The organism is Thermoactinomyces sp. CICC 23799 (assembly GCF_016055145.1).
Classification (GTDB): domain Bacteria; phylum Bacillota; class Bacilli; order Thermoactinomycetales; family Thermoactinomycetaceae; genus Thermoactinomyces; species Thermoactinomyces intermedius.
The window spans coordinates 158,846-172,162 of sequence record NZ_JAECVV010000004.1 but is presented as its reverse complement, the minus strand read 5'-3'; the positions used below and the strand labels follow the sequence as shown (position 1 = coordinate 172,162).

General features: G+C 48.9%; 14 protein-coding genes. 1 reads left to right on the top strand and 13 read right to left on the bottom strand.

From position 1 onward, the window contains the following. Window positions 1–12 precede the first annotated feature (12 nt). Both I8U21_RS06960 and I8U21_RS06955 read right to left on the bottom strand, forming a co-directional pair. Window positions 13–1,695: a DAK2 domain-containing protein gene (locus I8U21_RS06960; protein ID WP_198053570.1), complete on the bottom strand. Its 1,683-nt coding sequence runs from the start codon at window positions 1,693–1,695 to the stop codon at window positions 13–15. Window positions 1,696–1,706: 11 nt separating this feature from the next. Beyond that, on the bottom strand, window positions 1,707–2,072 hold the full coding sequence (locus I8U21_RS06955) for an Asp23/Gls24 family envelope stress response protein (RefSeq protein ID WP_181730782.1): 366 nt from the start codon (window positions 2,070–2,072) through the stop codon (window positions 1,707–1,709). Between the two features lie 215 nt (window positions 2,073–2,287). Between I8U21_RS06955 and rpmB the strand changes: the two genes are divergently transcribed. Then, window positions 2,288–2,476 (top strand): 50S ribosomal protein L28, encoded by a 189-nt coding sequence (rpmB, locus tag I8U21_RS06950; RefSeq protein ID WP_181730783.1) that lies wholly within the window; start codon window positions 2,288–2,290, stop codon window positions 2,474–2,476. 49 nt (window positions 2,477–2,525) lie between these two features. Here rpmB and spoVM read toward each other — a convergent pair whose 3' ends face one another. The 11 genes from spoVM to I8U21_RS06895 form a co-directional block, all read right to left on the bottom strand. Continuing rightward, entirely contained in the window at window positions 2,526–2,612 is an 87-nt protein-coding gene (gene spoVM, locus I8U21_RS06945; RefSeq protein ID WP_181731202.1) for a stage V sporulation protein SpoVM, read from the bottom strand. 182 nt (window positions 2,613–2,794) lie between these two features. Beyond that, window positions 2,795–3,457, bottom strand: coding sequence for a thiamine diphosphokinase (locus tag I8U21_RS06940; protein WP_198053569.1), 663 nt, complete (start codon window positions 3,455–3,457; stop codon window positions 2,795–2,797). Continuing rightward, entirely contained in the window at window positions 3,458–4,006 is a 549-nt protein-coding gene (gene thiT / locus I8U21_RS06935; protein WP_181730785.1) for an energy-coupled thiamine transporter ThiT, read from the bottom strand. A 17-nt stretch (window positions 4,007–4,023) separates the two neighbouring features. After that, on the bottom strand, window positions 4,024–4,683 hold the full coding sequence (rpe, locus tag I8U21_RS06930; protein WP_181730786.1) for a ribulose-phosphate 3-epimerase: 660 nt from the start codon (window positions 4,681–4,683) through the stop codon (window positions 4,024–4,026). Beyond that, window positions 4,683–5,576 (bottom strand): ribosome small subunit-dependent GTPase A, encoded by an 894-nt coding sequence (rsgA, locus tag I8U21_RS06925; RefSeq protein ID WP_181730787.1) that lies wholly within the window; start codon window positions 5,574–5,576, stop codon window positions 4,683–4,685. Before rsgA ends, rpe begins: the two co-directional genes overlap by 1 nt. Window positions 5,577–5,596: 20 nt before the next feature. Continuing rightward, window positions 5,597–7,249: a Stk1 family PASTA domain-containing Ser/Thr kinase gene (pknB, locus tag I8U21_RS06920; protein ID WP_232333862.1), complete on the bottom strand. Its 1,653-nt coding sequence runs from the start codon at window positions 7,247–7,249 to the stop codon at window positions 5,597–5,599. Window positions 7,250–7,282: 33 nt separating this feature from the next. After that, the gene (locus I8U21_RS06915; protein ID WP_121874256.1) at window positions 7,283–8,035 is read right to left on the bottom strand and encodes a Stp1/IreP family PP2C-type Ser/Thr phosphatase; all 753 of its coding nucleotides are present in this window, start codon (window positions 8,033–8,035) and stop codon (window positions 7,283–7,285) included. A gap of 116 nt (window positions 8,036–8,151) precedes the next feature. Next, window positions 8,152–9,192, bottom strand: a complete 1,041-nt coding sequence (rlmN, locus tag I8U21_RS06910; protein WP_121874228.1) for a dual-specificity RNA methyltransferase RlmN — start codon at window positions 9,190–9,192, stop codon at window positions 8,152–8,154. A gap of 161 nt (window positions 9,193–9,353) precedes the next feature. Further along, complete coding sequence (locus I8U21_RS06905; RefSeq protein WP_121874227.1) at window positions 9,354–10,502, bottom strand: Ger(x)C family spore germination protein; 1,149 nt, start codon at window positions 10,500–10,502, stop codon at window positions 9,354–9,356. Further along, the gene (locus I8U21_RS06900) at window positions 10,492–11,637 is read right to left on the bottom strand and encodes a GerAB/ArcD/ProY family transporter (protein ID WP_198053568.1); all 1,146 of its coding nucleotides are present in this window, start codon (window positions 11,635–11,637) and stop codon (window positions 10,492–10,494) included. Before I8U21_RS06900 ends, I8U21_RS06905 begins: the two co-directional genes overlap by 11 nt. Continuing rightward, the gene (locus I8U21_RS06895) at window positions 11,627–13,207 is read right to left on the bottom strand and encodes a spore germination protein (protein ID WP_198053567.1); all 1,581 of its coding nucleotides are present in this window, start codon (window positions 13,205–13,207) and stop codon (window positions 11,627–11,629) included. The genes I8U21_RS06900 and I8U21_RS06895 overlap by 11 nt, the downstream gene beginning before the upstream one ends. Window positions 13,208–13,317: the final 110 nt, after the last annotated feature.

The window sequence follows — 13,317 nt, the reverse complement described above, 5'->3', positions numbered from 1 at the left end:
TTGATCCTCCCCTTACTCAACCGCAAACAAGTAGTAATAGACCGGCTGACCACCGTCATACAGTTCGATTTCCACATCGGGATATTGTTCTTCCAAGTCTTGCACCAGGTCTTGTGCCTCAGCTTCTTCCAATGCTTCCCCGTAGAAGACCGTCACAATGTCCGTGTCCTCATCAATCATGTCGGCCAATAAAGCCAGGGACGCTTGCTTTAAGTCCTCGTCGACGACTTCGATTTTGCCTTCCAGGATGCCAAGGTAATTTCCTTGCTCAATCTGATGCCCATCCACTTGGGAATCGCGTACAGCCACGGTGATTTCGCCTGATTTCACTTCTTGGAAAGCTTCCGTCATGTTCTCCTTGTTTTCTTCAGGCGAAACGGTTGCATCAAAAGACAACAACGCTGCCATTCCTTGCGGAATCGTGCGTGTCGGCAAAACATGCACCGGCTGGTCCACCACTTCTCCCACTTGTTCTGCGGTTAAAATAATATTTTTATTATTCGGGAGGATAATTACTTGCTCTGCATGGAGTTGTTCCACGGCACGAACCAGATCCTCCGTGCTCGGATTCATTGTTTGACCGCCTTCAATCACCACATCCGCGCCCATCGAACGGAAAATGTCCGCAATTCCTTTCCCGGACGCGACGGTCACAATGCCGTATGGGTTCTTTTCAGCCGGCTTTTCTTCCGTTTTGGCCTTGGGTGCCGGTGTTTTGTTGACCACATCGTCATATTGCTCGCGCATATTTTCAATTTTGATTTTTTTCAGGTCGCCGAATTTCATTGCAAAGTTCAGCACGTCTCCGGGATATTCGGCGTGAATGTGGACTTTCACCAGCTCATCATCGGAGACGACCAGGATGGAATCCCCGAATTGCCCCAATGCCCGGCGGAATTCCGCCTCTTCAAAGGATTCGGTTTCCCGGCGGTCCGTCATCAGGTTAATCATAAATTCGGTGCAATATCCGAACTGAATGTCCGCCGGATCCAATTTGGACTGCGCAGACTCATGAGCCAGATCCGAAATGGACGACAAATCATCCGGGAGGGCTTCGGAAGCATCGTCCTCTTCCCCTCTCAGGGCGGCAAGCATTCCTTCATAAATATAAACCAGGCCTTGTCCGCCGGCATCCACCACCCCGGCTTGCTTTAACACGGGTAAGAACTCCGGGGTCTTTGATAACGCTTTTTTTGCTTCGGTTAAAACGGTATTCATCACAACGGCCGGATCATCGGTGGCAAGTGCCTGTTTCTTTCCGGCCTCTGCCGCTTCGCGTGCCACGGTCAGAATGGTTCCTTCCACCGGCTTGATCACTGCTTTGTAAGCCGTATCGACCCCTTGCTGAAAGGCATCGGCCAGCTGGTGAGACGAAATAAACACCTTATCCGCCACTGCTTTGGAAAAACCACGAAATAACTGGGAAAGAATGACGCCGGAGTTTCCTCGTGCTCCCATTAACAAACCTTTTGCGAGCGCTTGCGCCAATTCCCCCACGGTCCCGGCGGTTGCAGAAGCTTTTTCCATCTCTTTGACACCAGAACTGATGGTTAAGCTCATGTTGGTTCCCGTATCACCGTCCGGCACGGGGAAAACGTTTAAAGCATTCACTTTTTCCGCGTTTTTGTTGAGTGTCTTGGCACCCGCCCGCATCATCTGTAAAAACTGTGATGTATGGATTTGTTGCTTTGTCACAATGCTCCTCCTTACTCTTCATTCACCAGTCGAACACCTTGCACAAAGATGTTCACTTTATTAACTTTGACTCCAATAATTTCACTGAGCGTGTATTTCACTTTTGACTGCACATTACTCGCCACTTCCGAAATTTTGGTGCCGTAGCCGACAATGATGTACAGATCGATCACAATTTCGCCGTTTTCTTCTCGGACTTCAATTCCCTTGCTCAAGTTCTCTTTTCGCAATAATTCCGTAATCCCGTCTTTCAATTGACTGCGTGATGCCATGCCGACCAATCCGTAACAATCCATTGCCGCGATCCCGGCAACCGTGGCAATCACATCATTGGTCACTTCAATCTGTCCAAGTTGTGTGGCTATTTCAACGCTCATTTTGATTCCTCCCAAGTGAGGTACTTATTCCAGCTAGGTCAATTGTACAATATTAACATAACGAATAAAAGAGCAATAATATTCATCATACTGAACCTGTCAACTCCTTGCAAGCAGCGGGGAGGTATGCTAAAATGACCAGGTGTTTAGTCCATAAAGTTACCGGATGGTAACGTTTCATCGGTTGGAACGAGTGAGAAACAGGAGGTGTCAACATGGCTCGTCGTTGTTTTGTAACCGGAAAACAAGGGCATGCTGGAAATAAAGTAAGCCATTCGAACCGCAAAACGCGGAGAAAATGGGGCGCCAATGTCCAAAAAGTCCGCATTCTTGTCGACGGAAAACCAAAGCGCGTGTATGTAAGCACCCGCGCACTGAAATCCGGCAAGGTTACCCGTGTATAATGCCAGGAAAAAAGCACCGTGAAGAGGTGCTTTTTTTGTGGTTTCTTTTTTATTGCGGATCTTTTTTAAAAGCGGCCAGGATCGCTTTCACCACCCCGCCCAAAAACTTCGGCAATTTAAACGTGTAAAATTTCACCAGGATCACCCCTTATTTCAACAATTCACCAGGATCGACAAAAGGAAGAAGACCCTATTTTTCAACTTATTTATATTCTATAAATGAGAATGTGTACCTAGAACACCCGGAAAAATCCTGAAAGACGAGCCCGAATTTTTCTTCCCGAAACAAGAAAAACCTGCGGAACACCGCAGGTTTTGTTATTCCCGGCTTTCGATCACCAAACAAATTCCTTCTTCAACCGAAACAAAAGCCGGCACTTTCACCAACTCATTGCTGATTCCCCGGGTTCCTCCCCGGTACAACGTTTCCTTTTTGAGCGGATATTTCAATCCGTCCGTCTCGATCCCGGTCACTTTCCGCGAAACCGGAAGCAACGAAACATATTGAAACTCTTTGGAGTCAAACTTCATTTTTCCCGGTCCCGAAAGCAAGCGCAACCGGTTTGCAGGATGAAGCATGGTCGCATTTTTGCCCTCTTCCTTTAACCATTCCAACAAGCCGATGTTGGCCAGCATATGGTCCGCCCGGTCTCCGCCCAGCGCTCCCAGGATCAAAATTTCGTCCGGTTTTTGCCGCGTGGCACAGAGGAGGGCAAAATGCAAGTCGGTCACTTCTTTTTCGGCAGGAAGCGGGATGACCCGCACTCCCTTTTGTTTTAACGTTTCAATATAGTCAATGCCTGTGGTGTCAAAATCCCCCACGGCAATATCCGGAACCAATCCGTGCGCTTCCAGGCTCACCGCCCCGGCATCCGCCGTAATAATCAAATCCGTTTCCGGTCGAATGAGTTCCGCCTCAAAACGGGAGAAATCACCGCCGGCAATCACAACCACCCTGTTTTTTTCCAATCTTCTCACCATCTATCCCTGTCTTCTGATCAGTTGCGGCGCCGACCGGCAAATTCCCGCCATGATGAGGAAGGTCAGGATCACTTCCGGCAAAATGTAGGACAAGTTATACACCAGCGAATACAGATAGACGGATTGGCCGGCGGGAGTGAATGCTTTGAAAAAAATAACCCCGGACAGGAAATGGGCCGTCAGCCGCAATCCGCCGGACAAGAGAAGCCCCAAAGAAAGGAAGAGCAATGGCTTTTTCGTATCTTCACCAATCCGGATCCATCCGGCAACCCCCAAGGCCCCGAAAGCAAGCGGATAGTCCAGAACAGCCTGAGCCGGATGAATCACCGTGCCTCCCAATATCCACAGCAACAGCCCGGTGATTCCGCCGCAAAGGACCCCTGCTTTGGCCCCGCGACGCAAAGCCACTGCCGCAATCGGAACCATGGAAAAGGTCACCGAACCGCCGTTGGGCCATAAATGAAACGGAATCATCAGCTTATGAAGTACCACGGCGATTGCAGCCATCATTGCGATTTCTATCATTGTGACCAGTTTTTTGCCCGCCATTTTCTCCACCTTTTTGTTTATTTTTCAGCCGCCTGCCGGATGGCTTTGATCGCTTCCGCCCGCTTCTTCTGTCCGAAGATCGCCGAACCGGCCACCAACACATTGGCTCCGTACTCCACCGCCAAGCGGGCCGTTTCCGGCTGAATGCCGCCATCCACTTCGATATCCACATGCATCCGTCCCTGCTCGTCCAACATTTGCCGGACCTCCCGGATTTTCGGCAACACATTTTGAATAAACCGTTGTCCGCCGAACCCCGGATTTACCGTCATCAACAAAACGAGATCCACTTCCGGCAAAATCGGTTCCAGCATTTGCACGGGCGTTGCCGGATTAATCACCACGCCGGCCTTCACGCCCCGTTCTTTCACATAAGAAACCGTCCGGTGCAAATGCGGACAGGTCTCTTGATGAACGGAGATCAAATCGGCCCCGGCTTTGACAAAATCGTCAATATACCGGTCGGGCTCTTCAATCATTAAATGAACATCCAAGGGTAATCCGGTATGGGGACGGATTGCTTCGACAACCAGCGGCCCCATCGTGATATTCGGCACAAAATGCCCATCCATCACATCCACATGGATCCAGTCGGCTCCGCCTTTTTCCACTTCCTGAATCTCCTTTTTCAAATTGGCAAAGTCCGCGGACAATATCGAGGGAGCAATCTTAATCATCAGGTATATCTCCTTTCCAACGCCTCTTTAATCTCTGTCAAAAACTGTGTGTAGTGCTGATACCGCTTTTCGTCCATCTCTCCCTGACGGAGCGCCTCTTTGACCGCACAATCCGGTTCATTGATGTGCAGGCAACCACGAAACCGGCATTCCGGAGCGCGCCGGCGGATCTCCGGAAAACAATCCCCCAGCTCAACCGGTTCCATGCCTTTGAAATGGAGTTGGCTAAAACCGGGCGTATCCGCCACTTGTCCTCCTTCCGGCAAAATAAGCAGCTCCACTTGCCGGGTGGTATGGCGCCCACGCCCGATTTTGTCACTCACCTTCCCGGTTTCAAGCTTTTGCCCGGGCAGCAATTCATTTAACAGAGAACTCTTTCCGACACCGGATTGACCGGCGAAAACGGAGACTTTTCCTTTGAGATGTCGTTTCAGTTCATCGATTCCTTCTCCGGTTTTGATGCTCGTCTCAATAACGGGATAACCTGCCGGTTCATAGACCGACCGGATTTTTTCAATTTCCTGTTCATTTTTGACCAAGTCTTTTTTGGTCAAAACAATAACCATCTCCAAACCCTCGCGTTCCCCGTGAACCAGGAAACGGTCCAGCGGCATGGGCTGAAAACGGGGACGTTTGAGGGAACCCACCACAATCGCTTGATCCACGTTGGCAATCGGCGGACGGATTAATTCAGAAGAACGGGGTTGAACGGAGGTCACCACGCCTTCGTCCAACCCCGTTTGTTCGATTTCCACCAAATCGCCAACCAGCGGAGTCAGCTTTTTCTTTTCAAATTTAAAAACACCACGCGCCCGGCATTGAATCACTTTCCCTTCATCCGTGCGCACGTAGTAAAACCCGCTGATTGCTTTTACGATTTGACCAAAGGGCATCGGAGACCTCCTTTAGTTGATTAGTGTTTCGGGAAACAACCAGACCCTTTAACTTTCGGTGTATTGAGATATACCTCGACGGTTTCGCCTTCCTTAATGGTAGTACCTGGTGCAGGTTTTTGTTTAAAAACTGTGTTTTCCGGACCAGTACCATTTGAACACCAAAAGGCTTGAATTTTATATCCATTATCATGGGTCGGCAGATTGGATTCAAACTCGCCCCTGTAATCTTTTACCATGACCCCGTCAATTCCGACTTTGAGTTTAATTTTTGTATCCGATGAAAATTCTGTTCCCGGTTTCGGGGATTGTTCCACCACTTTTCCCGGATCTCCCTCGACATAGCTGATTTCCGGTTTTCCCAAACCGTGGCTCTCTGCAAACTTCACGGCATCTTCTTCCGTTGCAAAGGTTGGAATCACATTTTCCTGCGCTTGTTGCTGTTCAGAATCACTTCCATCCCCGGTAAACAGTCCCCAAACGGTGGTAAAGCCCCAGATGCTCAACATGACGATGACTGCAATGGTAAAGAGGCCAAACAACAGCTTTTGCCACCAGGGCAATTTGGCTTGCACATTTTCAAGCCAGACAACCGTTCGTTGCAGGACCGTTTTTTCTTTGTCACCGGAAACATTTTTCAGCCGCTCCAGATTGGTCAGCGTGCGCTCCCCGAGCCCTTGCGTTTGTCCCTTTTGCGGGGACGGTTCTTTTTTGCCGGAGCGAATCTCCGGACGCTGTACCGGCGACTCATATTGTTCGTCATTGTTCGACGATTCTTCATTCAACGGAATCGTCTGGAACATTTCCTGTCCTTGATTCCGTTGGTGATTCACCCAATTGGCTTCCATATGAGGCGTCAATTGGACCGCATACTGGATGCTTTTCATCATGTCCCGGGCCGATTCGAACCGGTCTTCCGGATTTTTGCTCAAGGCCTTCATGACGATTTCCGCAACATTATCCGGAATATTCGAGTTATATTTCCGGGGATCTTCAGGTGTTTCCTGTAAATGTTTCAATGCAATGCTGATGGCTGAATCCCCGTCAAACGGAATTCTTCCGGTTAACATCTCATACAATACAATTCCCAACGAATATAAATCCGATTTCTCGCCAATCACTCCGCCCCGGGCTTGTTCCGGTGAAAAGTAATGAACCGACCCCATCACTGATCCTTGTTGGGTAATCGTGGATGAGCTGGCGGCACGGGCAATTCCGAAGTCTGTCACTTTGGCGCGCCCGTTGGGACCGAGCAAAATATTGTGGGGCTTGATGTCCCGGTGCACAATCTGATTCTCGTGGGCATGGGCCAATCCGTCACAAATCTGAACGGCAATCGTCGCCGCTTCCTGAACGGGCAGGGGACCGCGCTCCTGAATGTACTGCTTCAAGGTCGGACCTTCCACCAATTCCATCACAATGTAATGCGTAAAGTGATCGCGCCCCACATCATAAACATTGACAATATTGGGGTGAGACAAACTTGCAGCAGCCTGGGCTTCCCGGCTGAATCGACGTATAAATTCCGAATCATTACTGAGGGATTCACTCAGGACCTTGATGGCGACATATCTGTTTAAAAGCACATCTTTTGCTTTATATACAACGGCCATCCCTCCGCCGCCGACGCGGCTGACGATTTCGTAACGTCCCCCCAGCTTCTTCCCTTCCATCTGCATGGTCACCTCGTTCCTCCTTGCACCCGATTAAGATGTCGCTGACCTTCCTGTATGCCTTAGTAAGATAAGGGAAATATTATCTGTTCCGCCGGCGTCCAACGCCATTTTTATCAGCTGATCCGCTTTCTCATCCAAGGACATGGTTTTGGAAGATAAAACAAGCCCGATTTCCCTCTCGCTAACCATTGTAGTCAGTCCGTCTGAGCAAAGGAGCAACGTGTCTCCCTGACTCCATGGTGTATTGATCAAATCCACTTCCACTTCTTCACTTGTTCCGACTGCCCGGACGATCATATTGCGTTGCGGATGATTTGCCGCTTCTTCTTCAGTGATTTGCCCATGTTTTTTCAAAAGATTGACATAGGAATGATCTTCGGTCAATTGATAGAGTCCGCCATTATGCAGCATATATGCCCGGCTGTCTCCCACATGGGCCAAGACAACTTCTTTGGTGTCTACAATGGATGCGATCACCGTTGTACCCATCCCTTTATATTGGTTATTCTCAGCTGCCATATTATATACGGTTTCATTCGCTTTCCCTACTGCATGAAGAAGTAAGTCACTTTTTTCATCCGTAGATATATCCAAGGGTTGGGCTGAGACCACCTGTTCAATGGTTTCCACGGTCTTGCTACTGGCTACGTCTCCAGCCTGATGCCCGCCCATTCCATCCGCAACAATGGCAATCACAGCCCCGGATTTGGTCACAATCAGACCTGTGCTGTCTTCGTTCAGATCACGCACACGTCCGATGTCTGTGCGCCGAGCTAGCTCCATTCCGGTTACCCCTTTCCCTTTCAGTTTCCCTTGGTTGAAATGCAATATAGAGGAAATGACGTTTCTCAACCTTCGCGTTTTCCTCGGGAATCGATTGCATGCCGCCCGAAAAATTCTCATTTTGACTGGTTGTGTTTGGCCCGCAATTGTCCGCATGCCGCATCAATGTCATGTCCTTGTTCTCTGCGGATGGTTGTATTGATATGATATGAGTCCAAAATCCGTTTAAACTCAAAAATTTGTTCCCGCGGCGTCCGGGTGTAATTGCGTTCCGGAACGTAGTTGACCGGAATCAAATTGACCAGACAATTTTTTCCTTGCAGCAGTTGCCCCAGTTCGTGGGCATGTTCATCCTGGTCGTTTTTCCCGCCGATCAAGGCATATTCAAAAGTGAGCCGGCGTCCGGTCTCATTGATGTAGTACCAACACGCTTCCAAAAGTTCAGCGAGCGGGTACTTCCGGCTGATGGGCATCAATTTCTTGCGCAATTCCTGATTGGGCGCATGCAGAGAAATGGCCAAACCCACTTGCCAATTTTCATCAGCAAACCGATAAATATTCGGCACCACTCCACTGGTGGAAACGGTAATATGTCTTTGCCCGATATTTAAACCATGCGAATCATTGATCGTGCGAACAAAACGCATGGTGGCATCGTAGTTTTCAAAAGGCTCACCGGAACCCATGACAACAACCGATTTCACTCTTTCATTCGTTTGGTCCAAATATTTTTGAGCCATCATCACTTGCGCGACAATTTCTCCACTGGAAAGGTTCCGTTTCAATCCGCCCAGTGTGGATGCACAAAATGTACATCCCAACCGGCATCCCACTTGGGTGGTCACACAAACGCTGATTCCGTAATTGTGCCGCATGACCACGGTCTCAATGGCATGTTGGTCATGCAAACCAAACAAGAATTTCACCGTACCGTCTTTGGAAACCTGGCGGGTGATGATTTGAAGCGGTGCCAGTTGAAAATGCTCCTCCAAGGTTTCCCTCAACGTTTTGGGAAGATTCGTCATCTCCCGGAATGAATCAACGCGTTTCACATAAAGCCAATCCATCACCTGTTTGGCCCGGAATGCCGGTTGATTCCTTTCTTTCATCCATTCCATCCACATTTCATAAGTCAAATCGTATGCAAAAGGTTTCATAAATGATCTCACCAATTCCTAACTAGCCATCCATCTTGAACAGGGAACGCCTGTTCAAAACTTTTCTTATTATATCATAGTCCCAATGAAAGAAAAGGGACAGCTCGTGAAGATTTTTGTGTCCTTTCTGACAGATATTGCGGCTTCTCCTCCCCCCTGTGTCACTTCGACTCCAAACCGGCTCTTCGCACATCCACGTCATAATGAATGCGGATCGGTATTTGGGAAAAGTCTTTTTCCCAGTTCAACCGGTGATACAGTTTCGGGTAATAAGCCTTTACAAATTTGCCAAGGGCAAAGATATCTGTATTGTACTCTTTTTGGGCCAGATCAATCAGCTTTTTCGCAGATTTATCATATTCATGTTGGACCATATTACTGAGCATCTGGTATTTTTGCGGTTGATCCAGCTTATACGAAGTACATTCTTTGACCGTGATTTCCCCTTCCATGCTCACGTTCACGTCGATCGCCGGTTCCTTGTCCGAAATGTGAATGTTGCTGGAGGATGATTTTGGAAAAAACACGATTTGCCCTTTCTGTTGTTGGGGGCAATCGATCATCACCGGCCATCCGGGTTTGTGTTCCCGGACATGCAGCAATGCATTGACCAAAGGCGGTTTCAAAACCCCGAGCAGGCGGTCATTTTTAAAAATGCCGATTCCGTTCCAAACATAGCGGTTGTCAGAGACGCGGAAAACATTCAAAATCGGGGCCCGTTTGGCCGGGTTGGACAATTCCTCAAAATACTCCCCCAAAACCATCGACGGAAAACGCCCATTTTTGATTCCGGTATCGATCGTTTCCCGCAAATAATCGATGGGAATTTCTTCGAGACGAACCTGAACGTCCAAGGCATCCTTCGCCTCGCCTTGAATGATCACCGGCCACAAATGGCGCCGGATTTGTTGATTTCGCCTCAATCCTTCCATCAAATCTCTGGTCCCGTTTTTCGCCAACTCCTCACCGATCAACAAAATTTGAGTGTGTCCCGTAAACAAAGGATAATTGGTTTCATTCTCGATTTGCATGAATGCTTCCTGGAGGGTGCGTCCTTCCTCCGAAAATAATTCGACAGCTCCGGCACCTCCGCCTCCTCCCCCACCTTCTTCACCGCCGCCGACGGTTTTGCGGGGGTTCGGGACTTGGATTGACACTTTATGCCCCAACGGGCTTTGGTCCACCGCCAATGCCACGACAACCGCCCGTTTTTCAATTTCGATCGCATCCCAACATCCACTGGTCAACATCAGGGACAACACCGAAAGTATGATGACCCATCTTTTTCTTTGGAGAAGATTAAATTTCATCGCGAACTTCTCCTTTCTTCTTGCGAATCACGGCAACCAGCAACAGAACCACGGGAATGATGACAGAAATGACGCCGTCATAAAGCCCGATCCGATCGGCATAAATCCCCACTTCCTGTGTATTCTCCGGGATCAATGCCAAGTACAAAAAAACCGGGACGGCGAGAAAAGCAATCAAGCGGCGGTACCTTTCGGAAAGGCGAAAATACTCGATGATGATTTGAACCAAAGCCGAAAACAAATTGACCACCGATGTATAACCCGCAACCAGCCAAATTGATAAAATGGCCGATTCGATCCGCTCAAACAAAATGTCTTCCATCTTGACCACTTTGGCCACTTCCAAAACAGGAAACATCAAATTTTTCACTTCGTCGATCCCAAAAACACTCAAGGAAATGGCACACAAGTACCAATACGAAATGGTGATGGCGAGGATGGAAATCATATTTGCTTTTTTCATTTTCTCCGGTTGTTGATAAAACCCGGAAAAAATCATCACCACTTGAAATCCGGCAAAAGCAAAAGCGCCTCCCATCAACGCTTTCGGCAAGACCATCGGATCCAGTTGAAAGAGCGGCAGAATGTTGGTGATTTCCCCGCTTTGAAACAAGGCATATATCATGGACAAGAAAGGGATCAACGTGATCGGGAACAAAAACTCGTTCAATTTGGCAATCACTCCGAGATCACTTCCCGCACCAAAAGCCGCCGCCAAAAGAAAAATAAGCATCACGGCTTCCACAGGGGTGCGCGGCAACATGGTCGTCACCACGGTTTCCCCAAAAATGCGCACGACTGATGCCGTCCCCATGACAAAAAAAAGCGCCACCATCAACAAAAAGGGAAAACTAATGACATATCCGACCCACTTTCTTTTTCTGGAACCCAAAATGTAAGGGGCAAACTGCACCAGTGTCATCCCGGGAAACCGCTGACAAAGCCAGGTCATCAAATACACCAGGATCGCCACGACCACCCCGGACAAAAGAATCACCCAAATCATATCGTTTCCGGCCGATTCCCCGACCGACCTCGGCAAACTCAGGACACCGGCTCCAAAAATGGTGGAATAAAGAAGCGTGAAAGCCTGATAGGAAGTGATGACTTGTTTGGATGCGGTTTTACGATCCATCTTTGGTTCCTCCCTTTTTCAAGCGGATTTTATTATGTGTCTGATAGATGGTCGGTCGTTTTTTCATCCACGGCCACGGGATGCGGATCAGGGAGTCTCTGAGATCCCGCAAATTCAAGGGGGCAAACGGAGCCATGTACGGCACGCCAAAAGACCGGAGCTGAACCAGATGCAAAAGCAAAAGCATCAATCCGATCATGATGCCAAACAACCCGAACATCGCTGCGACGATCATGAACGGAAAGCACAGCAGACGGACCGAAATGGCTGCATTGTAATTGGGATTGGCGTACGAGCTGATCGTCGTCAAACCGACAACAATCACAAAGGCGGGGGAAACCAGTCCGGCGGTCACCGCCGCGTTCCCAATGACCAGCGCCCCGACAATCCCGATGGTCGGCCCGATCGGTCCCGGAAGGCGAATGCTGGCTTCCCGCAAAATTTCCACACTGATCTCCATGATCAATGCCTCCACAATTGCCGAAAACGGCACGGTGGCCCGTCCCGCAGCCATCGCAAGCATCAAGTCGGAAGGGATCATTTCAGGATGAAACGAAATGAAAGCGATGTAAAGTGCCGGCAACAATAAGGCGATAAACAAACTGAGCAAACGGATAAACCTCAGGAACGTCGAAATCAAATAACGCTCGTAATAATCCTCCGGACTGTTGTAAAACTGGCTGAACACCGCCGGGGCAATCAACGCTTGGGGAGCCCCGTCCACCATCACGGCCACTTTCCCCTCCAACAAATGCGAGACCACCGTGTCCGGCCGTTCCGTGTTTTGTAACAGCGGAAACGGCGTCCACATTTGATCCTGGATCATCTCTTCAATATAACCGGCTTCCAGAATCCCGTCGATTTTGATCCGTTTGATCCGCTCTTCCACTTCTTGCACGATTTGTTTTTCGCTGATCTCTTCAATATACAAGACGGCAACCGTCGTCTTGGTCCTTTTTCCCACCGCGATATACTTCACACGCAGGGATGGATCCCGCAGACGATGGCGGATCATGGACAAACTGAAATTCAGGGTTTCACTCAATCCTTCACGGGGCCCTCGCACCACTTGTTCTGCCCGTGGTTCATCAACACCCCGGGTAGCCCAACCTTTCGAGCCGACAATCAACCCTTTTTCGGAACCATCCACCAATAAAACGGTGTCCCCTCCCAACACGCCTTCCAAGACTTTTCTCATCTGATCGACTTCTTCCGTCTCTCCGGCCTCCACTTCGTTGACAATCGTTTCCCACGGATCCGACAGCTCTTCTCCTGTTTTTTCCAGCTTGATCAGCGGCCGGATTAAAAAATTATGGGCCAACTCTTTATTGATCAACTCATCAAAATAAATCACGGCCGCTTTTTTCCGGGGTTGGTCAATCGTGAACTCACGTATCACCAGATCCGAGGAATCACCCAGAACATTTTTGATAAACTCCAGATTCTGATCCAAATCCGGATAGACGGGTGTTTCCTCTTTCACCGCTTTATTTAATTGTTGTTCATTATGTTCTTCCAATTTCTTTTTCTTTTTGCGTTCCCTGTTTAAAACACGATTGGGTCTTCTCATTAAACATCACCATCCATAACTTCCCACCAAGCCCGGGAAATCATGCATCGGGGGATGGAATAAAAAAATCAGCGGGATGTTGTTCCCGCTGATTTCCGGCACATGGGCGC